This window comes from Aliiroseovarius marinus (genome assembly GCF_050881025.1).
Lineage (GTDB): Bacteria > Pseudomonadota > Alphaproteobacteria > Rhodobacterales > Rhodobacteraceae > Aliiroseovarius > Aliiroseovarius marinus_A.
In genome coordinates this window covers 307,531-332,654 of record NZ_JBNNXQ010000002.1, presented here as the reverse complement: position 1 = coordinate 332,654, position 25,124 = coordinate 307,531, and the positions used below count along the sequence as shown (strand labels likewise).

At 57.8% G+C, this 25,124-nt stretch carries 24 protein-coding genes; 19 read left to right on the top strand and 5 right to left on the bottom strand.

The genetic code is table 11. The annotated features are described in order from the left end of the window. Positions 1-22 precede the first annotated feature (22 nt). The gene (adh, locus tag ACRY08_RS07075; RefSeq protein WP_432449202.1) at positions 23-1,543 is read right to left on the bottom strand and encodes an aldehyde dehydrogenase; all 1,521 of its coding nucleotides are present in this window, start codon (positions 1,541-1,543) and stop codon (positions 23-25) included. 182 nt (positions 1,544-1,725) lie between these two features. Here adh and ACRY08_RS07070 point away from each other — a divergent pair, with 182 nt between their 5' ends. The 10 genes from ACRY08_RS07070 (at position 1,726) to mnhG (ending at position 10,805) form a co-directional block, all read left to right on the top strand. Continuing rightward, the gene (locus tag ACRY08_RS07070) at positions 1,726-2,298 is read left to right on the top strand and encodes a tetratricopeptide repeat protein (RefSeq protein ID WP_432449200.1); all 573 of its coding nucleotides are present in this window, start codon (positions 1,726-1,728) and stop codon (positions 2,296-2,298) included. Positions 2,299-2,330: 32 nt separating this feature from the next. Continuing rightward, positions 2,331-2,951, top strand: a complete 621-nt coding sequence (locus tag ACRY08_RS07065; protein WP_432449198.1) for a pyridoxamine 5'-phosphate oxidase family protein — start codon at positions 2,331-2,333, stop codon at positions 2,949-2,951. Between the two features lie 128 nt (positions 2,952-3,079). Next, positions 3,080-3,496, top strand: coding sequence for a c-type cytochrome (locus tag ACRY08_RS07060; protein ID WP_432449196.1), 417 nt, complete (start codon positions 3,080-3,082; stop codon positions 3,494-3,496). 89 nt (positions 3,497-3,585) lie between these two features. Then, positions 3,586-3,933 (top strand): DUF779 domain-containing protein, encoded by a 348-nt coding sequence (locus tag ACRY08_RS07055; protein WP_432449195.1) that lies wholly within the window; start codon positions 3,586-3,588, stop codon positions 3,931-3,933. 942 nt (positions 3,934-4,875) lie between these two features. After that, on the top strand, positions 4,876-7,755 hold the full coding sequence (locus ACRY08_RS07050) for a monovalent cation/H+ antiporter subunit A (RefSeq protein ID WP_432449194.1): 2,880 nt from the start codon (positions 4,876-4,878) through the stop codon (positions 7,753-7,755). A 1-nt stretch (position 7,756) separates the two neighbouring features. Beyond that, complete coding sequence (locus ACRY08_RS07045) at positions 7,757-8,107, top strand: Na+/H+ antiporter subunit C (protein ID WP_432449192.1); 351 nt, start codon at positions 7,757-7,759, stop codon at positions 8,105-8,107. Next, positions 8,104-9,645, top strand: a complete 1,542-nt coding sequence (locus ACRY08_RS07040; protein WP_432449190.1) for a monovalent cation/H+ antiporter subunit D — start codon at positions 8,104-8,106, stop codon at positions 9,643-9,645. Before ACRY08_RS07045 ends, ACRY08_RS07040 begins: the two co-directional genes overlap by 4 nt. Before the next feature lies 1 nt (position 9,646). Next, positions 9,647-10,147 carry a Na+/H+ antiporter subunit E gene (locus ACRY08_RS07035; protein WP_432449189.1) on the top strand — a complete coding sequence of 167 codons (501 nt, stop codon included), beginning with the start codon at positions 9,647-9,649 and terminating at the stop codon, positions 10,145-10,147. After that, entirely contained in the window at positions 10,144-10,431 is a 288-nt protein-coding gene (locus ACRY08_RS07030) for a K+/H+ antiporter subunit F (RefSeq protein ID WP_432449187.1), read from the top strand. The genes ACRY08_RS07035 and ACRY08_RS07030 overlap by 4 nt, the downstream gene beginning before the upstream one ends. After that, complete coding sequence (gene mnhG / locus ACRY08_RS07025; protein ID WP_432449185.1) at positions 10,428-10,805, top strand: monovalent cation/H(+) antiporter subunit G; 378 nt, start codon at positions 10,428-10,430, stop codon at positions 10,803-10,805. Before ACRY08_RS07030 ends, mnhG begins: the two co-directional genes overlap by 4 nt. 159 nt (positions 10,806-10,964) lie before the next feature. On the opposite strand, the gene comE is transcribed toward mnhG, so the two are convergent. The 4 genes from comE to ACRY08_RS07005 all read right to left on the bottom strand — a co-directional run bounded on the left by comE (position 10,965) and on the right by ACRY08_RS07005 (position 14,660). Next, a complete protein-coding gene (gene comE, locus ACRY08_RS07020; protein WP_432449183.1) occupies positions 10,965-11,519 on the bottom strand; it encodes a sulfopyruvate decarboxylase subunit beta in 555 nt (184 codons plus the stop codon). After that, a complete protein-coding gene (gene comD / locus ACRY08_RS07015; protein WP_432449182.1) occupies positions 11,516-12,022 on the bottom strand; it encodes a sulfopyruvate decarboxylase subunit alpha in 507 nt (168 codons plus the stop codon). The genes comE and comD overlap by 4 nt, the downstream gene beginning before the upstream one ends. Positions 12,023-12,471: 449 nt before the next feature. Next, positions 12,472-13,920, bottom strand: a complete 1,449-nt coding sequence (locus tag ACRY08_RS07010; protein WP_432449180.1) for a sensor histidine kinase — start codon at positions 13,918-13,920, stop codon at positions 12,472-12,474. Further along, complete coding sequence (locus ACRY08_RS07005; RefSeq protein ID WP_432449179.1) at positions 13,917-14,660, bottom strand: response regulator; 744 nt, start codon at positions 14,658-14,660, stop codon at positions 13,917-13,919. Before ACRY08_RS07005 ends, ACRY08_RS07010 begins: the two co-directional genes overlap by 4 nt. A 221-nt stretch (positions 14,661-14,881) precedes the next feature. Here ACRY08_RS07005 and ACRY08_RS07000 point away from each other — a divergent pair, with 221 nt between their 5' ends. From ACRY08_RS07000 to ACRY08_RS06960, 9 genes are all read left to right on the top strand, one after another. After that, positions 14,882-16,126 (top strand): ABC transporter substrate-binding protein, encoded by a 1,245-nt coding sequence (locus ACRY08_RS07000; RefSeq protein ID WP_432449178.1) that lies wholly within the window; start codon positions 14,882-14,884, stop codon positions 16,124-16,126. A 63-nt stretch (positions 16,127-16,189) separates the two neighbouring features. Then, a complete protein-coding gene (locus ACRY08_RS06995) occupies positions 16,190-17,062 on the top strand; it encodes a carbohydrate ABC transporter permease (RefSeq protein WP_432449176.1) in 873 nt (290 codons plus the stop codon). Next, positions 17,055-17,951: a carbohydrate ABC transporter permease gene (locus tag ACRY08_RS06990; RefSeq protein ID WP_432449175.1), complete on the top strand. Its 897-nt coding sequence runs from the start codon at positions 17,055-17,057 to the stop codon at positions 17,949-17,951. Before ACRY08_RS06995 ends, ACRY08_RS06990 begins: the two co-directional genes overlap by 8 nt. Positions 17,952-18,048: 97 nt before the next feature. Further along, on the top strand, positions 18,049-19,146 hold the full coding sequence (locus tag ACRY08_RS06985) for an ABC transporter ATP-binding protein (protein WP_432449174.1): 1,098 nt from the start codon (positions 18,049-18,051) through the stop codon (positions 19,144-19,146). Beyond that, positions 19,143-20,042, top strand: coding sequence for a glucokinase (locus ACRY08_RS06980; protein ID WP_432449173.1), 900 nt, complete (start codon positions 19,143-19,145; stop codon positions 20,040-20,042). The genes ACRY08_RS06985 and ACRY08_RS06980 overlap by 4 nt, the downstream gene beginning before the upstream one ends. Positions 20,043-20,137: 95 nt before the next feature. Continuing rightward, the gene (locus tag ACRY08_RS06975; protein WP_432449172.1) at positions 20,138-21,898 is read left to right on the top strand and encodes a sensor histidine kinase; all 1,761 of its coding nucleotides are present in this window, start codon (positions 20,138-20,140) and stop codon (positions 21,896-21,898) included. After that, the gene (locus ACRY08_RS06970; RefSeq protein ID WP_432449171.1) at positions 21,895-23,121 is read left to right on the top strand and encodes a sigma-54-dependent transcriptional regulator; all 1,227 of its coding nucleotides are present in this window, start codon (positions 21,895-21,897) and stop codon (positions 23,119-23,121) included. The genes ACRY08_RS06975 and ACRY08_RS06970 overlap by 4 nt, the downstream gene beginning before the upstream one ends. 236 nt (positions 23,122-23,357) lie before the next feature. Beyond that, entirely contained in the window at positions 23,358-24,359 is a 1,002-nt protein-coding gene (locus ACRY08_RS06965; RefSeq protein WP_432449170.1) for a DctP family TRAP transporter solute-binding subunit, read from the top strand. 104 nt (positions 24,360-24,463) lie between these two features. Then, positions 24,464-25,123 (top strand): TRAP transporter small permease, encoded by a 660-nt coding sequence (locus ACRY08_RS06960; protein WP_432449169.1) that lies wholly within the window; start codon positions 24,464-24,466, stop codon positions 25,121-25,123. Position 25,124 lies beyond the last annotated feature (1 nt).

Genomic DNA, 25,124 nt, shown 5'->3' with positions numbered 1-25,124 from the left:
GGCTGCCACGGCGGGAGTGATCCTAGAAGAAGCCCAGTTTGTTGGGGTTGTAGCTCATCAAGACGTTCTTCGTTTGCTGGTAATGATCCAGCATCATCTTGTGAGTCTCGCGCCCGATACCCGACTGCTTGTAGCCGCCAAAGGCCGCATGGGCCGGATAGGCGTGGTAGTTGTTCACCCACACACGCCCGGCTTCGATCGCGCGACCAAAGCGGTAGCAGCGGTTGGCATCACGCGACCAGACGCCAGCGCCAAGGCCGTACATCGTGTCATTTGCGATCTGCAGCGCTTCTTCTTCGTCCTTGAAGGTCGTGACCGACACAACCGGGCCAAAGATCTCTTCCTGGAAGACGCGCATCTTGTTGTGGCCTTTCAGGATGGTCGGCTGGATGTAGAAGCCACCCGAGATGTCGCCGTTGAAGCGAGCGGCATCGCCACCGACCAGAACCTCGGCACCTTCTTCGCGGCCGATGGTCAGGTAGGACATGATCTTGTCCTGCTGTTCCTGGCTGGCCTGCGCGCCAACCATGGTGTCGCCAAGACGCGGGTCACCTTGTTTGATCGCTTTTACGCGCTCAATGCAGCGGGCCATGAACTCTTCATAGATGTCTTCCTGAACCAGTGCACGCGAGGGGCAGGTGCAGACCTCGCCTTGGTTGAAGGCAAACAGAACGAAGCCTTCGACGGCTTTATCCAGGAACGCATCATCTTCGGCCATAACGTCCGAGAAGAAGATGTTGGGCGACTTGCCACCCAGTTCCAGCGTGACCGGGATCAGGTTCTCGGTCGCGGCTTGCATGATCAGGCGGCCGGTTTCGGTCGAGCCCGTAAAGGCGATCTTGGCAATGCGGTTGGAACGCGCCAGCGGTGCGCCAACTTCCGCACCATAGCCGTTGACGATGTTCAGAACGCCATCTGGCAGCAGGTCCGCTATGATTTCCATCAGCACCATGATCGCAGCCGGCGTCTGTTCTGCAGGCTTCAGAACGATGCAGTTACCTGCGGCCAGCGCGGGTGCCAGTTTCCAAGCCGCCATCAGGATCGAGAAGTTCCACGGGATGATCTGACCCACAACGCCCAGAGGCTCGTGATAGTGGTAGGCAACTGTATCCGCGTCGATTTCCGACATGGTGCCTTCCTGGCTGCGCAGAACACCTGCGAAGTAACGGAAGTGGTCGACCGAAAGCGGAATGTCAGCGGCGGTGGTTTCGCGGATCGGCTTACCGTTATCCCAAGTCTCGGCGGTTGCGATGATCTCGAGGTTCTCTTCGATCCGGTCAGCGATCTTCAGCAGGATGTTCGAACGCTCGGCAGCCGAGGTGCGACCCCAGGCTTCTTTCGCAGCATGGGCTGCGTCCAGAGCAAGTTCGACATCAGCGGCATCCGAGCGGGCCACTTCGCACACAGCCGCACCGGTGATCGGCGTCACATTCTCAAAGTACTTTCCATTTACCGGAGCAACAAATTTGCCGCCGATGAAGTTGTCATAGCGATTTTTGAAGGGTGAGGCGAAAGTGCCTGCCTCTTGAGCCATCTCATTCATAACGTCTCCTCCCAAGATTGGTGAATGAAGTTCAGATGGCGAGAGCATGGACCCCAGAAGCGGTTTCGACACCCCCGACTTTGGTCGGACATCCCAGTCGTGGATTGAAAGCGGTAGACGCGGTAGTCTGTCACCAGCTTTGGACCACTTAGATGTGGCCGCAGATTGTCAGAGAGGTTCCGATGACCCTGAAGAGATCGATGGAAATAAGCTTTGCCATGTTGTTTGCCGCCGGGGCCGCCTGTGCCGAAAGTAGGGAAATGACGTCAGATGAATTTGGCACCCACAACCCCGAAGAGCTGACCCTTCATGGTGCGTTGGAACGGCTTGAACACGGAGAGTCTCATCCCATGGAATACGCCATGGGGTACTTCGCGGCGAAGGCCGGGCTGCATGACGAAGCGAAACGGCTGTTCGAAGGCTCCGTGGACGAGTTCGCCAGCCCGCAGGGTATGACGTGGCTGTCATGGATGGCTGACAACGGTTTGGCGGGGCCAGAGGATCCTGCCGCTGCCGCCGAATGGGACCGCCGAGCCGCCGAGGCGGGCAGCGAGGTGGGCATGTTCAATCACGGCCTGAACCTGCTGCGCGGACGCGGGGTGGCTCGGAATGAAAAAGAGGGGCGGAAGATGATCGAAAGCGCCGCCGCCATGGGCCAGCCACGCGCGCAGCATCTGATCGACAATGACTATGATCTGGAAAGTGTCACCCCGGATGCGGACAGTTGGAAATACAACCACCCTCTCGCTTTCTGACCTAGCGCCCGCCAAAGAACAGGATCGCCAGAATGGAAAACTACGCAGACCTGATGTTTCGTGGCCAAGTTGCCGAGATACAGAAGGCGGAAGGGTGCCACGGCATTCACAAGGCCAACTATCAACGCCGCACGCAAACCGCACTCAGCGAAGATGACATTGCGTTCATCCAGTCGCGCCAAAGCTTTTATATCGCGAGCGTGAACCCCGACGGTTGGCCCTATATCCAGCATCGCGGCGGGCCGGTTGGGTTTCTGAAAGTGATCGGCCCGACCCGCGTGGCCTGCCTTGACTATGTCGGCAATCGACAGTTCATCACCATGGGACATGTCGCGCAAGACCCGCGCGTTTCGGTGTTCTTGATGGATTACATGCGACGTGCCCGTATGAAACTGCAGGGACGTGCCACGCTGCAGCGACTCGCGGATGCGGACCCCGAAATCCTTGCGCAGTTTCCGACAGAAGGTGTTCCCGCCGAGCGTCTGCTGGTCATCGACATTGTTGCAATGGATTGGAACTGTCCGAAATACATTCCGCCCTTTGTGCCGGTCGAGGTTGCGAACGCCGCAACTGAGCGCTATGCGGCAGAGCTTCAGACAGAAAACGATGCGCTGAAAGCTGAGTTGGCCGCACTAAAGACAAGTGGCCAATAGCCCGAACCACAATTTTCTGAACGGCGCCTACGACTAAAGTCGTAGAGAATTCGCCTTGTTTTGTTGACCTGCGTCAAACGGACCACATGTGCCGCATTCTATGGTCGGGCATCAAATCGGAGGTCCCAATGAAACATCTCGCCCGTACCCTCAGCTTCGCTTGCTTTGCCGTTTGCGCTTCGCCCGCCTTGGCTGAAACCACCTTTGAAAAGATCAAGATCGAGGCCGGAGAAAAGCTGTACAACTCCGAATGCCGCAAGTGTCATGCCGCAGAGGCCTCGGGTCCCAGCTATGGCCCGCCGCTTGAAAATATCGTCGGGCGCGGTGCGGGTATGGTGCAAGACTATGACTATTCAACCAGTCTTGAGGCCTCTGGCATCGTCTGGACACCTGCTGCGCTGCGTGCGTGGATGGAAGACAATGATGGCTTCATGCCCGGAACAAAAATGCGCCATGTCGGCATCGAAGATCGCACGGTGCAGGATTTCATCATTGCCTATCTGACAAGCATCACAACGCAGGACAACGCGGCGATTTCCGAATGAGTTTTCAGCGCCGACGCCTTTAGACTTTGGTCGCATACTGCCGGTGGCACTTACCGACTACGCTGACTTCACCAAGAAGGAGCCGTACGATGGTGGACGAAGTGGAGAAAGTTGTCGTAACCGAAGCCGCGTTGGCGCTGCTTGAAGAAATTCGGGCCGAACACGGCGATGTTGTTTTCAAAATCTCGGCCGGGTGCTGTGATGGCACCGGGCCCATGTGCTTTCGCGAAGCTGACGTCATGATTGGCGTGAATGACGTCAAACTGGGCGAGGCAGACAACGCCGGCATCTGGGCGGCGCCGTCCATCGCGGAGCTTTGGCAGAACTCTCAGATGATCCTAGATGCCGGGCCAGGAACCGGTGCGGGCTTTAGTCTGGACAACGGCCGGACGACCCACTTCCTGACGCGTTCACGCATCCTGTCTGTCGATGAATAGAGTTCTTTGATGATGCTCAGATTTCCTGCGCGAATCTAGGCGACGATCGACACTTGAACAATCGAGTGTGTTTCATGCTCAATTTCGGTCTGATTGTGTCGCCGTTCCTAAGCGATGTTGCCGCAGAAAACGCATCCCGCACGCAGTGTTTTTTTGCTATTGTGCAAAATGGGCATCCGAAACAATGCCACCAAAGTCAGCTTCGCCCTAGGTCTTGGTGATCTGACCCGCCTTCAGAGAAACTGTGATCTCGGTTAGAAGCCAGCCGACACCAGCAATAGACCAGTTAAGTGACTTGCGCAGCGCCGCGACGACAAACATGCCGATTTGCTAAGCGATGCTGCGCCAGCGGGCCCCGAAAACCAAAGGTCGGGACTGCAGGGAAAGCGGGGCTATTGCCGTTATATCAAAGACATATCTGCCTCGAAATATATCAAGCCGGGAAGGCCAAATTTGCACAGTGTGGGCACTTCCTTCTATTGAAGAAGTACTCCCTTCACCGATGAACAGGGCAACTTCTAGATATGTGGTTCGCCCAAATTGACGTTTATCGTCTCACCCCAACAACTCTCCGAAAAAATCTACCCACGGGCACTTTCAGACCACCACTTCACGTCGAAATCCCGTAGGTCTATAGTTGCATGCGCTCACTCACGGACACTCCATTTGTTGCTCGCGACAGATGATGATAACAGAATAGAAACTAGAACAGCTGTTGGCGAAGATGACCTTGAAATTCGACCTTTACTCTTCGAATGAAGTGAACAATAGGCTCCCTAAAAGGTGCGAATTGGTGATTGTCCCGACGTCACTTGGTGCCGAGTCTGTGCCGGACTGCCAGTCTACGAAAAACCATGGCGCTCGGTGCTGTCTTCAAAAGAGGAGGGGGGTCGAGTGGACCTCTTTCCCGTTGGTAACAATCTGATAACTTAGGAACGGGTCGTGTCACTTTTTCTCCTCGTCGCTCTCCCTTTCTTTGGCGCTTTGTTGCCGGGGATCATGAACTCTGCAGGGCGCACCGCCTGCGCTGGTATCACCTTTACGGTCACGCTCATGGCTTTTGTCGGTTTGTTGACGAACCTACCCACTGTGTTGGCAGGCGAAGTGGTCATGGCGCGGGCCAACTGGATGCCGGAGCTTGGCCTGAACTTCACGTTGATGCTGGATGGTTTGGGCTTTTTCTTCGCCTTTTTGATCCTTGGCATCGGGCTTTTGATCATTGCCTATGGCAAGCATTATCTGAGCCGCGACGACAATATGGGCGAGTTTTTCACCTACCTCTTGCTGTTCCAGGGCGCGATGGTGGGGATTGTTCTAAGTGATAACATCCTGCTTTTGCTGGTGTTCTGGGAGATGACGTCGCTCGCCTCCTTCCTGTTGATCGGTTATTGGAAACACCTTCCCGAGGGACGGCAGGGCGCACGAATGGCGCTGACCGTTACTGGCATGGGGGGCTTGGCGATGATCGGTGGCATGCTGATCCTTGGTCAGATCGTCGGCAGCTATGACCTAAGCGTCATCTTGCAGAACCGCGAGGCCATTCAGGCCGACCCGCTTTACGTTCCGGCGCTTCTGCTGATCCTTTTGGGTTGCTTCACCAAGTCAGCGCAATTCCCGTTCCATTTCTGGCTGCCGCATGCGATGGCGGCGCCGACACCTGTTTCCGCCTATCTGCACTCTGCCACGATGGTGAAGGCAGGTATTTTCCTGATGGCGCGGATGTGGCCCGTTCTGTCGGGCACGCCCGAGTGGTTCTATATCGTCACGACCGCTGGCCTGATTACGATGGTTCTGGGCGCGGTGATCGCGCTGTTCAAACATGATTTGAAGGCTTTGCTGGCCTTTTCAACCGTCAGCCATCTGGGTCTGATCACCATGCTTTTGGGCACCGGCACGGCCTTTGGCGCGTTGGCGGCAGTGTTCCATATCCTCAACCACGCGACTTTCAAGGCTGCGCTTTTCATGTCGGCAGGGATCGTGGATCACGAAGCCCATACCCGCGATATCCGTCGCCTTGGCGGTCTTCGCCATCTGATGCCGGTGACATTCACCATCGCAACCCTTGCCGCACTTTCGATGGCAGGCATCCCGTTTTTGAACGGTTTCCTCTCGAAAGAGATGATGCTGGAAGAGGCACATCACACGGTTCTTTTCGGCAACCACTGGCTGGTGCCCGTAATGGCGACCGTTGGTTCGCTTTTCTCGGCGGCCTATTGCTTCCGCTTTATTGGGCACACCTTCCTTGGCCGGGTGCGCGACGACTACCCCACCAAACCGCATGATCCCGGTGCGGGTATGTGGTTGCCGCCAGCCATTCTGGTGGTTCTGGTGGTTGTGATCGGTGTTGCACCGTTCCTGGTGCAGGATTTCGTCTTCATGGTCGCCAAGGCTGTGATCGGCGAAGCGGCAGAGTTGAAAACCAAATACATCAAGATCTGGCACGGTTTGGTGCCTGCGCTTTACATGTCAATCATCGCGGTCGTTGGCGGTCTTTCCCTTATGTTGGTGTTCAAACCGCTGCTGAAAATCTGGGAGACCACACCGCGCCCCGAGGCCAAGGTGATCTTCGAGGCGATCATCGACGCCGTGGTGCGTTTGGCGCAGGTGCTGACCCATCCGCTGCACAATGGTTCATTCACGCGCTATGCGATGATTGGCATCGTGACGATGATTGCGGTGGGTTACCACGCTTGGGCAACCGGCACCGTCGCCGCCCCGGTGCGAGAGTTGCAAGCCTCTGGGCCGGTTCCGATTGCGGGCTGGGCGATGCTTGTGGCCGCGACGGCGGGATTGGTTTTGATGCATCGCAACCGCCTGCTCGCGCTGATCCTGATCGGGATCGTGGGGCTGATGGTCTCGATCGGGTTTGTCTATCTGAGTGCGCCTGACCTTGCGATGACGCAGTTCACCGTCGAAGTGGTGACAATCATCCTGCTGCTTCTGGCACTGAACTTCCTTCCGAACCGAACACCGACAGAAAGCACGCCTTTGCGGCGCGTGCGCGATGCGGGCGTCGCGGTGGCGGCTGGTGTGGCGACATTCGCGCTGGCCTATCACTATATGCTGCGCGACACGGTTGCGACGTCGATTTCGGAATATCACCTTGCCAACTCCTATAAAGGCGGAGGCGGCACCAACGTTGTGAACGTGATCCTTGTCGACTTCCGTGGTTTTGACACCTACGGCGAGATCATCGTGCTGGGCATCGCCGCGCTGCTGATCTATGCGCTGACCGAGACCCTGTTGGATGGCCCGGTTCGTCGTCGCCTGCTAAACCGCGTCCCCGATCAGGCGCGCTCGGGCGATATGCACCCGATGATGATGGTCGTATTGACCCGCGTGATCATGCCGGTGGTTCTGCTTGTTGGTTTCTACATCTTCCTGCGCGGCCACAACGAACCGGGCGGCGGGTTTATCGCTGGTCTGATCGTCTCGATCGCCATGGTGATGCAATATATGGCAAGCGGATTCTCTTGGGCCACGGCCCGGCTGAGGTATCCCTATCACGGGGTTATTGGCGCGGGGGTTCTGGTCGCGGGTTTCACTGGAATTGGGTCGTGGTTTGTCGGCAAGCCATTCCTGACCTCGGACTTCACCTATGTGCGCATCCCGCCGTTCCACAAGTTTGAACTGGCCACGGCCGCCCTATTTGACCTTGGTGTCTTCCTCGCCGTCGTCGGTGCCGTGATGCTGTCTTTGGAAAGCTTCTCGAGACTGGCGCGACGCGTGGACAAACCTGAAAGCGAGCATCCAATGGATATTGACCCATCGCGCAATGTACCCGCTGACGATGGCACAGCCGACATGAAAGGGGACAACTGATATGGAATTGCTTGTCGCCTCCGCAATCGGTGTTCTGACTGCTGCCGGAATCTATCTGGTCCTGCGGCTGAGAACTTTCCCGGTGATCCTTGGCATGTCCCTGCTGACCTATGCGGTGAATGTCTTTTTGTTTGCCTCCGGTCGTTTAACCGTTGGGGCCCCACCCATTCTGACCGATGGTGCAACGACCTATACGGACCCGCTGCCGCAGGCCCTGGTTCTGACCGCAATCGTGATCTCGTTTGGCATGACTGCCGTCGTCGTGATGATCAGCCTTGGCGCCTATCTGGGATCGGATGACGATCATGTCGATGACCCCGCAGAGCCCAAAGGATCGGAGGCCGATCAATGAGCCACTGGATCATTCTTCCCATCGTCATGCCCGCTTTTCTGGCACCTTTCATTGTGCTGGCTGCACGCTACCACATCGGAATTCAGCGTGTTTTCTCGGTGGCAGGTGTTGTGGCCCTGGTTGGCCTGTCTGCGTGGCTTGTCTGGCAGGTCTCAGGCGGTGAGGTTCTTTACTATCGCCTCAGCAACTGGGCCGCGCCCTTCGGGATTGTGCTGGTTGGGGACCGCCTGTCGACGATGATGGTGCTGCTGACCTCGGTTCTGGCGCTGTTTGTCCTGCTTTATGCCATCGGATCTGGCTGGGACAATCGCGGGCGGCATTTCCACGCGCTGTTCCAGTTCCAGCTGATGGGCATTATTGGCGCCTTTCTGACGGGCGACCTGTTCAACCTGTTTGTATTCTTCGAGGTCCTGCTGATCGCGTCTTACGGCCTGATGATCCATGCAGGCGGCAACGAACGGTTGCGGGCAGGGGTGCAATACGTGCTGTTCAACCTGATCGGTTCAACCCTGTTCCTCTTTGCGCTTGGTTCGATCTATGCCGAAACAGGCACGCTGAATATGGCGGACCTGTCAAACCGCGTCGCCATGATCGGGGCGGAAGAAACCGTTGGTATTCGCATCGCTGCGGTCCTGCTTTTGATGGTCTTTGCGATCAAGGCCGCCCTGGTGCCGCTTCATTTCTGGCTGCCGTCCAGCTATGCCGAGGCTCCGGCCCCGGTGGCGGCGCTGTTTGCGATCATGACCAAGGTTGGCGCCTATGCAATCATCCGTGTCTATACGATGATCTTCCCGCCAGAGCTGGAGGCCACGATGGGTCTGCATGAGGTTTGGTTGCTGCCTGCCGCGCTGGTATCGCTGGCCATCGGTATGATCGGTGTGCTGGCTGCCCGCAAACTGGACCGGCTTGTGGCCTTTTCGATCATCGGCTCGATGGGCATGGTGATGGTCGCGATCTCGCTGTTTGATCCGGCAAGCATCGCCGCAGCACTTTATTACATCATCCATTCGACCTTGGCCGGGGCTGCGCTGTTCCTGATCGCTGATCTGGTTCGTACAGGTCGGGGCAATCTGGATCTGACCCCCCAACCGCCAATGATTGGCACTCATATGACCGCGGGCATGTTCTTTGTCGGAGCGATCGCAATGGCAGGCCTGCCGCCCCTTTCGGGCTTCCTTGGCAAACTGCTGGTTCTGGACGCCTCAACTGGCTCTGACCTTGTGGTTTGGGTCTGGGCGATTGTCCTTGGGGCCAGCCTTGTCAGCGTCGTGGGATTCGCACGCGCGGGCAGCATTGTCTTCTGGAAAGCCCACGGCATGACCGCGGCGGAGCCAGTTGAGGAAGCTCAGAAGCCTGCAACACTCAGCTATGTGGCTGTCGGCGGCCTGTTTGCCCTTCTGGTCGCACACACGGTGTTCGCCGGAAAGATCCACAGCTACACCAGTGCCGTGGCGACCGAGCTCTTTGATCACGAAACTTATATGTCCATCGTCCTGGAGACGCCGGGCAAGCTGAGCGACGACAAGGGAGGGCACTAAGATGCTGCGGGTTTTCAACTGGCTGTTTCCGCATCCGCTTCTGACGTTGATCCTTGCGGTCACGTGGGTCCTTCTTCAGAACAAGGTCACCGCCGGGATGGTCGTTTTCGGCATCATCCTTGGTATCATCATCCCGCGGATCACGGCGGTTTGGTGGCCCGACCGGCCCAAGTCGTTCCATTTTGGCAAGATGATCACCTATAGCTTTGTCGTGCTATGGGACATCGTGGTCGCCAATATTCAGGTCGCGTGGATTGTCATCTCGGTCCCGAACGCCAAGCTCAAGCCCGCCTGGATCGTTGTGCCGCTGGAACTGAAACACCCCGAGGCGATCACGGTTCTGGCCGGAACCATTACCCTGACGCCGGGAACCGTTTCGGCCGACCTGTCCAGCGAAGGCAACAGCCTGCTTGTGCATGTTCTGCACACCGACGATCCCGACGCTGTCCGGGATGATATCAAAACCCGCTACGAACGCCGTCTTTTGGAGATCTTCTCATGATTACCGCCGAAGCACTGCTTGATACCGCCCTTGTCATCACCCTGATCGCTCTTGCGGTTGGGCAGGTTCTGTCCATGGTCAGACTGGTGATCGGCCCGTCGACAGCGGATCGTATTTTGGCGCTCGACACAATGGTGATCAACGCCCTTGGCCTTGTCGTGGTGCTGGGGATTTATCAGGGGTTTAAGGTTTATTTCGAAGTGGCCTTGCTGGTTGCGATGCTTGGCTTCGTATCGACCGTCGCCTTGGCGCGCTTCATCCTGAGAGGAGATATTATCGAATGACACTCTCGACCGTGGCAACTTTCGCGGCAGCGATCTCGCTTCTGATCGGCTCTTTCTTCATTGTCGTCGGCGTGGTGGGGCTGTTGAAATTCAACGACCCGATGACCCGGCTGCATGCACCAACCAAGGTCGGAACGCTTGGGATCGGGATGCTGTTGCTGGCCTCTATCTTCTCAGCGCTTGCTGCGGGCGAGCCATCATATCATGAGCTGTTGATCATGGCCTTTCTTTTCGTGACGGCACCGGTTTCTGCGAACTTCATTGCGAAAGTGAACATCCACAGCCGCACCTGTGAAACACCACCGAAGCCCGTGCAGGACAACACGTGGTCGACACTTGATGTCCCAAAGGACCCTGAACGCGAGCCCAGCTGAGAACGGGGCGGATGGACTGGAAACCGGAAACTCTTCGAGGCCAGCAACGGCTGATTTCTCTGCCTCGACGCATGTCGGTTCAAAGTCAACTCCGGTCGTGCCGAGAGCTTTTCGGTTTCGGTGCGCATTGATCGGCACAGTGGATGGTGCTTGCCCTCATCAGCTAGCGACCGCCTTCATGAAACGATCACGGATGATGACTGGGTCCATGGTGATCACCGGCATCTTGGCGTTCCCGCTGTCGCATTTCACCACCATCACGGTGGGTTTTCCGCCGTCGATGGCCTCTTGCAGCGCAGGGCCCGTGCCCACATCCTGCACCACCACAACATTGTCGCACCCCGCAGCCCGCGCCATGCCGGCAAGGTCTGTTTTCTTGCCGGTATATGTGGGCTGATCCCCGGTGGACCCATATGATCCGTTGTCGATGATCATCAGGATATAGTTGTCGGGGGCGTTGTTGCCGATGGTGGGCAGCGTGCCGAGGTTGGTCAGAACCGAGCCGTCCCCATCAATCACGATCACCGTCTTGGGCTGTGCCAAAGCAAGGCCAAGGCCAATGGATGAGGCAAGCCCCATGGTGCCCAGCATGTAGAAGTTTGACGGTTGATCGTCGATGGCGTGCAGTTCCTGGCTGGGAATGCCGATGTTGCAGACGACAAGCTGGTCACGAAGGATGGGCGCGATATCACGCAGGATTTCAGAACGGATCATTGGTCGCCGTAGCCTCCCCAGAAGGTGGCGTCGGTCAGGATCGCCACGGGTTTCGAACACATGAAGGTGTATTTCAGAATGGTGTCGAATTCTTCGACGTCACTTTGTTTGTGGAAGTGATAGGTCGGGATGTTGAGCTGCGCCAAAAGCGCTTTGGTGTGCACGGCCATTTCGACCTGACAGGCCACCGGTTCGCGCAACTCGCCACGATAGGAAATCAGCATGGGCAGGGGCAGGCGGTAATATTGCGTCAGGGTCGCCAAGGTGTTGATGGTGACGCCAATGGCGGTGTTTTGCATGATGATGGCCGGGCGCTTGCCCCCCATCCAGGCCCCGGCGCACAGCCCCATACCCTCGTCTTCCTTGTTCGACGGAATGTGAAAGATATCGTCGCGCTGATCAATTTCCTCGATCACCCCGGCCAGCTGTTTGCAAGGCACTGTGGTGACAAAGGAAATGTCGTTTGCGACCAGATCGTCTGTGATCTTCTTGTCGATATTCATGATCATTTGGCCTTTATGGTTTGTCGTCTTTGGTGTCAGGAGCTTCGATAGACATGCACGGCACAGGGGGCATGGCGCACCACGCGGGCTGCCTTTGTGCCCAGAAGCTAGTCGTTCAGCCCCAGCCTGCGGGACCCAATCACAATACATCCTATGTCATTTTCTGCCGAGAAATCGATGATTGTCTGATAGGTATGGCCTGCCGCGATCTCAGGCGAAACCGACGGTACTGACCGGGCAAGGCAACCTGTGGATGGCGCGCGTGCAAAAGGGTGAGTGAACCTTCTGCAATGAACCCCGATGGTCGAACAGTTGGGTTTTGCAGATTGTCAAACATATGCCTGGGCCCACTCTGGTCCGCAGAGGCGTTCTGTATTTTCGTGGTATCCTCAAAAAGCCCATAGCGCGTTTCCAGTTCTTGCTGTGATCGGGTGATAACTGGAAAAACTTTAGTTCCGGCAGATCTCCAGACAAGCCCGCAACCCCTGTGCGCCTGTTTCGAAATACAGACGTCCCCCATGTTGTTCGGCGACGGTTGCCACGATGGTCAACCCAAGCCCGAAACCATCGACGGCGCGTGTGTTGTTGCCGCGCTTAAAGGGGGCAATAACCGCTTCGACATCCGCCGCAGACATACCTGACCCTTCATCTTCAATCACGATTGTGGCGTGATCCTTGTTTGCGGTCAGTTCAACCGAGGCACGTCGACCATATTTCAGAGCATTCTCGATCAGGTTGGAAATGGCGCGTTTCAGGGATACGGGGCGGGCCGAGACAAGGATACGCTGACCTGCTGGCAGGGAAGCATGGCCAATGCTTGAGGCAAATACCGACCGGCTGACCTCGATCTGGGGTTGCTCTAGTGCCATCAGGGACACGGGGCGCCCGGTATCCTGATAATCTGCGACAAGGGCTTCAAGCAATGACGTCAGGGACAGCTGGCGTGGGGTTTCTTCGTTCATTTCAGACCGCGTATAGTCCAGCACGCTTTCAATCATCTCGGTCATGCTGTCGATATCGGCATCGAACTTTTCGCGCAGGTCCTGCTCCTTGATCAGTGCCGTACGCAGGCGCAGGCGGGTTGCGGGCGTGCCAAGGTCATGGCTGACCCCAGACAACACAGAGGCGCGTTTAGAGAGCTGGTCGCGTTCGTCTTCCAGATAGCGGTTCACGGCAAGGACGATGTCTCGCAGCTCCTGCGGTCCCTGCACCGCATAGCTTTCCGGCCCCCCCAGACGCCGCCGGTTTTGCAGCGCTTTTGCAAACCTGTCGAAATGGGCGGAAGTATCATGCACAAGCGATGCCAATGCCGCCAAAGCAACAAGGCATAGCAACGCGCCCGCAAGGCGCAGATCCCTTGGGGCAACCGAACAACCCCATACCGCGCGCCCGTCTATCTGCTTCCATGGCTGCGCGCCCATGCGTGCAAACAGGATCGGTTCGCTGCAATAGGTTGCCAGCAAGCGCGTGACATTGCCCAGTTTCTGGGCCGCGGATTGCCCACCATCCGACACAAGCTCGGACACGGCGTATTGCATATTGCCCGACACGATCCCCAGCGACAGCGTTTCCCCCGAAACCGGGTCGCGACCGGGGCCCTTGATCGACACGATGGTGACGAAGGCGGGTGTCGGGATGTCTTGCAGGCGCAAAAACTGACCGCGATGTGCCAATGCCGCCTGATCCAGAGAAAGATCGGTGACCTGCAGCCCGGCAGGCGGGGCGGCCCCGATGCGCAACGTCTCGTAAAGCGATATGCCAGCGACATAGCTGCGCGTCAGATGCTCTTGCCAGGACCGGTTGGAGGAAAACCACATCCAGGCGGATAGGAAGGCCATCGCAAAAGAGCTGATGATCAGAGCGACCCCAAGGGTTTTTAGCCTGAACCCTTTGCTCATGCGCTGTCCTTCGTCACCACATCGGCGGCAAATACATAGCCGATACCGCGTTCAGTTCTGAGAAGCTCGGGGGATTTGGGATCACTTTCGATCTTGCTGCGCAGTCGGCCCACCAACACGTCAATGGCGCGACCTGACCCTTCGGTGTTGGCCACGTTGGCCTCGCCGGTGACATCCAGAGCGGTTGCAATTTCTTCCCGGGTCAGCGGGATGTGGGGGTTGGCCAAGAGCACTTTCAGAAGCGCCGTTTCCTTGCGCGAAAGCGCGACCTGATAGCCCTGCGGCGATGTCACCTCGTCCAGCTTGGCATCATAGGTCCAACCTGCGAACTCAAAGACCGAAACGCTGCGCCTGTAAACCAGCGAGGCACTGCGCTTGGCCCGGTGCAACACGGCGCGCACCCGTGCCAGAAGAAGCTCGGGGTTGAAGGGTTTTGCCACATAGTCATCCGCCCCCACCTCGTAGCCCGCCATCCGGTGATTGTCTGCCGAAAGCGCCGAGACAAGGATGATCGGCACATCTTGTTCGCTGCGCAGCCGGCCACAGATCTCGACCCCGTTCTCATCGCCCAGCATCACATCCAGCAATATCAGGTCAACCCGCCCCGACGACATCTGCTCGCGGATCGTTGCCTCGCTATGGCACGGCAAGGCGATGAAGCCATTCTGGCGCAGGAACTGGGTCAGCATGCTGCGTGTCTCTGCATCATCATCGACAACCAGAAGTCGTGGAATCGCCATGTGCCCTCCGTCCATTGGCTGTGCGACCGTCGCACCAGCTTTGCCTTGATTGTAACAGCGTGCAACAAAATCAATCCTTGCGTAACATTGCGTAACAGAACCGGAAGTTTTCCGCATGCCAAACCTGTGGGCCGCGAGATTTGCGATTGCGCGCCATAGTGACGACGACGCAGGATTTGTTCAGCGCTGCCACTCAGGGCGGCCATAGGGAGGAAAATCTGATGAAAAGATCCGTATTCACGGCCGCGTCTGTCGTGGCACTTTGCACTGGCGCCCCGGCGCTGGCCGAACCTCAGGCAGAAGTTCTGCACTGGTGGACTTCGGGTGGTGAAGCCAAGTCCGTTGCTGTGTTGCAAAAAGAGTTTGCCGACAATGGCGGCACCTGGACTGACATGCCGGTTGCCGGTGGCGGTGGCGATTCCGCCATGACCGCTCTGCGCGCCCGCGTCCTGTCGGGCAACGCCCCGACCGCCGTTCAGCTGAAAGGCCCCGCCATTCAGGAATGGTATGAAGAGGGTGTTCTGGCGGACATCTCGTCCGTGGCGAATGCCGAAGGCTGGGCCGACGTCCTGCCGGCATCGATCGCTGGCCACATGATGTGCGAAGGCAAATGGTGTGCCGCTCCCGTGAACGTGCACCGCGTGGACTGGATCTGGGCCAACGCTGACGTTCTGGAAGCAAACGGCATCGCGATGCCCACCACCTGGGACGAGTTCAACGCCGCCGCTGACAAACTGGCAGCCGCTGGTGTCACGCCTCTGGCCCATGGTGGTCAGGCATGGCAGGACGCAACCGTGTTCGAAGCTGTCGCGCTGGGCATTCTTGGCGCAGACGGCTTCAAGAAAGCCTTTGTCGATCTGGACATGGACACGCTGAAATCCGACAAGATGGTCGCCGTCTTTGACCAGATGCGCAAAATGCGCGGCTATGTGGACGACAACTTCTCGGGTCGTGACTGGAACCTTGCCACCGCGATGGTCATGAATGGCGAAGCAGCCTTCCAGATCATGGGTGACTGGGCGAAGGGCGAGTTCCTTGCCGCCGGCAAAGCGCCGGGCGAAGACTTCCTCTGTGCGTCCGTCCCGGGTGATGGCTTCCTTTACAACGTCGACAGCTTTGCCATGTTCAACGTGGATGGCGACGACAAGAAAGCGGGTCAGGACCTTCTGTCCAAGCTTATCGTCGGTCAGAACTTCCAGAAAGTGTTCAACCTGAACAAAGGCTCGATCCCGGCACGTGTTGACGTTGCCCTGGACGAATTTGACAGCTGTGCACACCTGTCCGCCAAAGACATGAGCGAGAGCTCGGACAACGGCTCGCTACTGCCTAGCTATGCCCACGGTATGGCGCTGCGTGGCGCGCAGTCGGGTGCCATCACCGATGTGGTGACCGCACACTTCAACTCGGACATGTCCTCGGCTGATGCTGTGAACCAGCTGGCCGACGCTGTTGCCAACTCCATGTAAATCTCCCTGGCCTCGCATCTGACTTTCAGGTGCGGGGCCTCCTTATATTCAGGGATCGTTACAATGACCGAATGGCTTGAACGTCATATCCCCAAGATGGTGCTTGCACCCTCTTTCATCGCCATCCTCGTTTTCGTTTACGGCTTCATTGCCTGGACCGCTTGGGTTTCACTGACCCGCTCGCGGCTATTGCCGAAATACGAGGTCGAGGGTCTGATTCAATACGAACGCCTCTTCGCATCACCCCGGTTTGATACCGCGATGATGAACCTTTTCATCTTCGGCACGCTCTTCATCATCATCTCGATGGTTCTTGGCCTGCTGATCGCCATCCTGCTGGACCAGAAAATCCGCACCGAAGGCGTGTTGCGCACGATCTACCTTTACCCCATGGCGCTTTCGATGATCGTCACCGGTACCGCGTGGAAGTGGATCATGAACCCCGGGCTGGGCATCGAAAAGATGGTCCGCGACTGGGGGTTTGAAGACTTCTCGTTCGATTGGGTGATTGACCCCGACATGGCGATCTACGCCGTTGTCATCGCCGGTGTCTGGCAAGCCTCGGGCTTTGTCATGGCCCTGTTTTTGGCCGGCCTGCGCAGCGTGGACGGAGAGATCATCAAGGCCGCTCAAGTCGATGGTATCCCCAGCTGGCGCATCTATTCCGCCATCATCATTCCGTCGATGGCCCCGATCTTCTTGTCGGCTTTCATTGTGTTGGCCCACCTAGCTATCAAAAGCTTCGACCTTGTCATCGCTTTGACCGGAGGCGGTCCCGGCTATGCCACAGACCTGCCTGCAACCTACATGTACGCCATGGCGTTTTCGCGCGGTGACATCGGACAGGCGGCAAGCTCCGCCATGGTCATGATGGCTGTCGTCTTCGCAATCATCGTACCTTATCTTTACTCGGAACTGAGGGTGAAACATGACTGATATCACGCTTTCCCCCGCCCACCGCCCGTCGCGCAATTGGGGCAATATCGCCCTGCGCTGGCTTCTGTTCACACTGCTTGGCATCTTTGCCCTGTTCTACCTGATGCCGCTTTTCGTGATGGTCACCACCTCGCTGAAAAGCCTCGAGGAGATCCGCACTGGCAGCCTTGTGGCCTTCCCCCGTGAAGTCACGTTCGAGGCTTGGCGCACCGCGTGGTCCGGCGCCTGTACCGGTATCCAGTGCGAGGGCCTGCGCCCTTACTTCTGGAACTCGGTCATCCTTGCCATCCCAGCGGTTGCGATCTCGACCATTCTGGGTGCGATCAACGGCTATGTGATTGCACAATGGAAGTTCAAAGGCGCGAACCTGATCTTCTCGCTGATGCTGTTTGGCTGCTTCATCCCCTTCCAGGTGGTGCTGCTTCCAATGGCACGCATGTTGGGGCTTATGGGCATCGCTGGCACCATTCCGGGGCTGATCTTCGTGCACGTGATTTACGGCATCGGGTTCACCACGTTGTTTTTCCGCAACTACTATGTGTCGATCCCGCAAGAGCTGGTGAAAGCCGCAAAGGTGGATGGCGCTGGGTTCTTCCGGATCTTCTGGTCGATCTTCTTGCCGCTGTCGCTGCCGATCATCGTTGTGACCGTCATCTGGCAGTTCACGCAGATCTGGAACGACTTCCTGTTCGGGGTCAGCTTCAGTCAGGCCGGAACCCAACCCGTCACCGTGGCGCTCAATAACATCGTCAATTCAACCACCGGCGTGAAGGAATACAACGTGGATATGGCCGCAGCGATCATCGCCGCCCTTCCCACACTCCTCGTCTATGTCGTCGCTGGCAAATACTTCATCCGCGGACTGACCGCGGGCTCCGTGAAAGGGTGAGAGATGGTTTTTGAAACAAAAATGAAAAGTGCCGGGGGCACTTTGCAAATCTCGAACGCCGTAAGCCGCTGCGCGCGGCAGGGAAAGGACAACTGATATGGCTCCTATTCTGGATATCAAAAACCTCTACAAGAACTATGGGTCCGTCGAGATCCTGAAAGACATCAACGTTGCGATCGAGCCGGGGGATTTCCTGGTGCTGGTCGGCCCCTCGGGCTGCGGTAAGTCCACGCTTCTGAACTGCATCGCAGGGCTTGAGCCGATCACCGATGGCACCATCGATATCGGCGGGCGCGACATGACCCATGTCAGCCCCAAGGATCGCGACATCGCCATGGTGTTCCAGTCCTACGCGCTTTACCCGACCATGTCGGTTGCCAAGAACATCACCTTCGGCATGAAAGTGCGCGGGGTGGATCAGGCAACGCAGGAACAGAAACTTCAGGAGGTGGCCCAGCAGCTACAGATCGAGCCGCTTCTGAACCGTCGTCCCGGCCAGCTTTCTGGCGGTCAGCGGCAGCGTGTGGCCATGGGCCGGGCATTGGTGCGCGATCCGAAGCTCTTCCTCTTCGACGAGCCGCTGTCCAACCTTGACGCCAAGTTGCGCGTCGAGATGCGGACCGAGATCAAGAAGCTGCACCAGAACCTGAACGCCACCATGGTCTATGTGACCCATGACCAGATCGAGGCGATGACCCTTGCCACCAAGATTGTTGTCCTGAAAGGCGGCATCGTGCAGCAAATCGGATCACCTGCCGAGATCTATAACAAGCCCGCCAACCTCTTCGTGGCGGATTTCATGGGCAGCCCGGCAATGAACCTGATCCCCGCCCGCGCCAAGGCAAATGGCAAAGGCACCCAGATCGAGATCACCCGCGCCGGTGCCGCCCCCTTGGTGCTGACAGACACACATGCCCAGAACCTGCCGGAAAACGTGATCCTGGGTCTGCGCCCGGAAGACATCGCCCAAGCCGGGTTCCGTGCCGGGGACGATGTGCAACAGGCTGCCTGCATGATTGACATGGTTGAACCCGCTGGGGCCGACACGTATGTTGTTTCAAGCTTGGGAGGCAAGCAAGTCACCGCGCGTCTGCATGCCGAAACGGTCGCACAGCCGGGACAGATGCTGGACCTGGCATTTGATCTTGGCAAAGTGTCGTATTTTGCCCCCGATAGCGGAGAACGCCTGAATTGAACGAAAGACGACTGGTCGCTGATATCGGCGGCACGAACGCCCGCCTTGGATTGTCACAAGGCGGTGCGCTGGAGGCAGGCTCGATCCGGAGCTATCGGAATGACGAGTTTTCAAGCTTCGATGACGTGATCCGTCGTTACATGGCGGACTTGCCGGATGCCTCATTTTCGGACGCTGTTCTGGCGGTCGCCGGGCCAGTTCATGCGGGAAAGGCCCAGCTGACAAACCGGAATTGGCAGTTTGACAGCGATCAGATGTTGCAGGATTTTCAGGGCCGCGAGTTTTCTTTGTTGAACGACCTGGCCGCGCTTGGGCAGGCCTGCTGTGCTTTGCCGCCGGAAAGCCTTGAAACACTTTATGCGTCCGACGCGCAGGCGCAGGCTGAAACTCAGGCTCTTGTGATCGGCATCGGGACCGGTTTCAATGTTTCACCCGTGGTGCAGACTGTGGACCATGTGGACGGTTTGGAAGTGGAATACGGACATATCAGCCTGCCGTTGGATGTTGCGGTGAAGCTGCGCGATCGGCTTGGAGAAAGCGCAGCAGCGTTCCTCACCATCGAGCATGTGTTTTCGGGCCGCGGATATAAAGCGCTGTCGGATATTGCCACAGAGGGCAGTTCAACTGATGGCGAAGCCGCGGCAATGCAGCGGGAGTTTGACACGTTTTATGCCACGCTACTGGCGATCCTGACGCGAAACCTGATGCAGGCATTTTTGCCGCGCAGAGGGATCTTCTTTGCAGGCGGGGTCGCGCGACATCTTCTGACCTCTGACGTAGGCTCGGCTTTTGTCGATGCTGTGCGGCAACCGTTTGAGCTGAACACAATTCAGATGGCCCCGGTCCATATTATCTTGGATGATGCGGCTGCCCTGAAGGGGTGCGCTTCGTATTAAGACCTATGGACCCCGAGCGCAGCTCTGGCGGAATTTGACCTGACCACGCGATGGGGACATGGAAAACCAAGCCATGTTCCCCTAACAATGTGGGGATGAGACATATCCTGCGCCTTCCAACATTGTTTGCGATCATCACGGTGATCGCTTTGTTGAGTGCGGGCGTGTGGAGCTTTGCCTATCGGGCCGCGCTGGGCCAGCTTAACGAACGTGCCGAGCTGGATCTCGCGTTGGCTTCGGACCGGCTGACAGGCCATCTTTTGCAGTATCGCGAACTTGCGGTCGTCTTGTCGGAGCATCCCGTTCTAAGAGAACTTCTTGCCGAGGGTGGCGATACGGCTCGGGCCGAAGCGGTGCTTCTTTCCATGGCTGATAAGACGGGCGCCCGGTCCATCGAGCTTGTCGGCAGGAACGGCGAAGTTCTGGCAACGTCGAGTGAAGACCGATCTGATATCGACACGACCCGCAACCCGCTTGCACGCGCCTTGAACGGCGCGCTGGGCACTGCCAACCGTGTGACACCAGCCGAAAGCGGTCTGCCGCAGCGCTTGTTTTCCTTTGCGGCACCGATTTTTGATCACTTGGGTCCACCGGTCGGCGCTGTCATCGTCGAGGTGGATATCTGGCTGTTTGAGCAAAACTGGCCCACGTCAGAGGTGGCGCTCTATTTTTCAGATGCGAACGGCAGGGTTTTTGTTTCCAACCGGAGCGAGTTGGTTCTTGCAGAGCCTTGGTCAGACGAAGGCTTTGTGAACTATGACGTGGTCACACCATGGACTGGTCAAACGATCTGGAGGCTGGATGGCGGGCCGTATTTGCCACAAAAAGCGCTCTATCTTGAGCGCGACCTGCCGATCGTCGGCCTGACCGGTGCCATTTTGGCCGATGTCTCTCAGGCGACATCGACGGCATTGCTTCAGGCATCGGTTCTGGCAGCCATCTCTTTGGTGTTTGCAACCATCTTCGTGCTCGCAGCAGAGCGACGCCGTGCCCTGTCAGAGAAGCTGGAGTTTGAGGCAGCGGCGAACGCGCGACTTGAAATCAGGGTCAAGGAGCGAACTCAGGCGCTTTCGGAGGCGAACGTGAATTTGCGCCGCGAGGTGACCGAACGCAAGGAGGCCGAAGCCGCGCTGCGGACTGCGCAGGCAGAACTGGTGCAGGCCGGCAAGCTTACAGCGCTTGGAAAGATGTCGGCCGGGATCAGCCACGAGCTGAACCAGCCTCTGATGGCGATCCGATCGTTTGCCGATAATGGTGTGCTGCTGGCGGATAAGGGCGATCAGGGCGCGGCACGTGACAACCTTACAAGGGTTTCGGAGCTGGCCCGGCGCATGGGGCGGATCATCAAAAACCTTCGCGCCTTTGCCCGGCAGGAAAGCGAACCCATCGGAGATGTCGATCTGGTCAAGGTTGTCGACGAGGCGTTGGAGGTTTGCGGTGCCTCTATCACAGGCGGCGATGTCACATTGTGTTGGGACCGGCCTCAGGCACCTGTGATGGTGCGGGGTGGAGAGGTCCGCCTGCAGCAGGTGGTTGTCAATCTTGTATCAAACGGGGTCGACGCGATGGTGGGATGTGCGACACGCCATCTGAAAATCGCGCTTGAGGATTTGGGCGATACCGTTGTTCTTTCCGTTTGTGACACCGGGCCGGGGCTTGAAGAGCCCGAACGCGTTTTTGACCCGTTCTATTCGACCAAGCAGGTCGGCGGAGAAGATGGGATGGGGCTTGGCCTTTCGATCAGCTATGGTCTGGTTCAAAGCTTTGGCGGTGCCATCCGGGGACAAAATCACCCACAGGGCGGTGCGATCTTCACCGTGGAACTGAATGCGGCGCGACCGGGAGAAACGATATGACGCGACGGGTGCTGATGGTTGATGATGACAAGGCGGTCCGCGAAGCCTTGGGTCAAACCTTTCAACTGGCCGAGATGGAGCCGATTTTGGCAGGCAGCTATATCGAGGCAAAGGATCACATTTCTCCTTTGTTCGATGGTATTGTCATCAGTGACATTCGCATGCCCGGCAAGGACGGGTTTGACCTTTTGTCTTACGCACATGACGTCGATCCCGACCTTCCCGTTGTCCTTTTGACGGGTGAAGGCGACATCCCGATGGCGGTGCAGGGGATGAGCCAGGGGGCCTTTGATTTCCTCGAGAAACCATGCGCACCTGCAGACATTATCGCGGTGGCAGAGAAAGCGCTGCGCACCCGCGCGCTCGTTTTGGAAAACCGGCGATTGCGGCGTCAGGCCGAGACGGGTGACGCCGCCGCGCGCCTGTTGATGGGGGATTCTGCGCGCGCGGATGAGTTGCGCAATCAGGCAAGGGCCGCGGCGCGCACGCTGGCTTGCGTGTTGATCACGGGCGAACCGGGCACGGGCATCTCGAAAGTCGCCGAGGTGGTGCACCTGCTGTCAAGCGACGCGATGCGCCCTTTCGTGAAGGTGTCCGCCGCGGCAATGGATGCCGAGAACCTCGCGCAGGAGGTTGAGAAGGCTGATGGGGGCACCTTGTATCTGGATGAGGTCACCGGACTGAGCCCGGCGATGCAACTTGCCCTGTTGGATCGGTTGGATGACGCGGCCAGAATTCGGTTGATCGCAGGCACGCATCGCGATTTGGAGCAGGAAGTGAAGCAGGGCCGGTTCCACGCTGACCTTGCATTCCGTCTCGATGCGATCCGTATTGCCGTTCCTCCCCTAAGGGAACGGGCAGAGGATATTCCGGCCTTGTTTCGCCACTATGTCGGGTTGACCTGTGAGCAGGCTGACTTGCCAGTGCCTGAAATTCCTCAGGATTATCTGGCCACGCTCATGGCAGACAAATGGGATGGCAATGCGCATGCGTTGATGAATGCTGCCATGCGGTTTGCGATGGGCCTGTCAGAGCCGTCAGAGGGGCAGGATCTTGGCCTTGCCGCACAGATGGCGCGGGTTGAACGGTCGCTGCTGATCGAGGCCCTGAGGCGGCATAATGGGGTCGCGACGACCACCGCAGAGGCGCTCAAACTGCCGCGCAAGACGTTTTACGACAAGCTCTCGCGGCATGGGATTCGCCCGGAAGACTATCGCGCCTGACTGTGCGGATTTCCGCACAGCTGGTCTTTTGGCCCGTGCGGGATATCGCACAGTCCATCATTTCCGTGCCCACGCAAGGTCGGTTCAAGGCCTGTAACATGCTGACACATAGCTGTTTTCTGCGTGTTGTCCCGGGCGTTTGGTTTTTTGTTGAGTAATGGCGCATCTCCCAGCTCAATGTCTGCAGCGCTCCGTTCGGAGCCTGGGACACAAATAATTCTCTGGGAGGAGATCCGATGAAGTATCTAACCACCGCCGCCTGCGCCCTTGCCATGGCCTTGTCTGCAGGCGCTGCCAACGCGGCCTGCGATGATGGCGAGATTGTCATCAAGTTCAGCCATGTGACCAACACTGACAAGCACCCCAAGGGCATCGCCGCGTCGCTGTTTTCCGAGCGTGTGAACGCCGAGATGGACGGCAAGGCTTGCGTTGAGGTTTACCCCAACTCGACCCTTTACAACGATAATCAGGTGCTAGAGGCGATGTTGCAGGGCGACGTGCAGATGGCGGCACCTTCGCTGTCGAAATTCGAGGCGTTCACCAAAAAATTCCGCATCTTCGACTTGCCCTTTATGTTCAAGAACATGGACGCTGTTGACGCCTTCCAAAGCTCGGCCACTGGCGTGTCGATGATGGAAAGCATGACCCGCCGCGGCCTACTTGGCCTTGCGTTCTGGCACAACGGCATGAAGCAATTCTCGGCGAATGTGCCGCTTGAACTGCCGACCGACGGGGCTGGTCTCAAGTTCCGCGTACAGGCTTCCGACGTTCTGGTCGCACAGATGGAGGCGCTTGGTGCCTCGCCGCAGCCGATGGCCTTCTCCGAAGTCTACGGCGCGCTGCAAACCGGCGTTGTGGACGGGCAGGAAAACACCTGGTCGAACATTTACGGCAAGAAGTTCTTCGAAGTGCAGGACGGCGTGACCGAAACCAACCACGGTCTGCTCGACTATATGGTTGTCACCAACGTTGACTGGTGGGAAGGGCTGCCGGGCGATGTGCGCGACCAGCTTGCCACGATCATGAACGAGGTGACCGCCACCCGTAATGCCGAAGCCTTTGCCGTGAACGAGGCGGCCAAACAGTCGATCATCGATGCGGGCGGCGTTGTGCGCCAGCTGACTGATGAGCAGCGCGCTGCATGGGTTGAAGCCATGAAGCCGGTCTGGGCCCAGTTCGAAGGCGACGTCGGCGCCGAGAACATCGCGGAAGCCCAGAAAATCAACGATATGCACTAAGCATTCCTGTCGGGGCCCGCTTTGTGCGGGCCCCTTTTTTGCGACGATCTGCTGGCCCGTCCGGGTCACGATCTGAGCCCGCCCCCTTGGGTAAGGAGGTTGCCATGAGCTCTCATTCCAACAAAAACATGGGCTTTGAGGAAAGCGCGATTGCGCTAATCCTTGGCCTGATGACGATGGTTACGTTCACCAATGTGGTGCTGCGCAAACTGTTCAATTCCTCGCTGATCTGGGGTCAGGAGGTGACGCTGATCCTGTTCGCCTGGCTGGTGCTTTTCGGCGTCAGCTACGGCGTCAAGATCACCGCGCATCTGGGCGTCGATGCGTTGACCAATATCATGCCGCCAAAACTGCAAAAGGTGGTTGCCCTGATCGCAGCGGCGATCTGTATCATCTATGCCTTTCTGCTTTTGAAAGGCTCGTGGGACTACTGGGCGCCCTATGCGGCGCTGGATCGCACCTCGGGCCGGTGGTTCCCGACCGGGTTTGAACAGACCCGCGATCAGGCATGGTACATTACCGATCAGGTGCCGATGCCCGAGTTCCTGCGGTTTATGGAGGGCTGGATCAATCAGGGCGAGACCTATGACAAGCTGCCCCGCGTGATCCCCTATGCCATCCTGCCCATCGGCTCGGCGCTGCTGCTGTTTCGCTTTGTGCAGGCCACGGCGCGCATCTGGCGCGGGCATCAGGGCAGTTTGATTGTCAGCCACGAGGTGGAAGACGAAATCGAACAGATGCAAGACAAAAAGGCCGAGGGTTGAT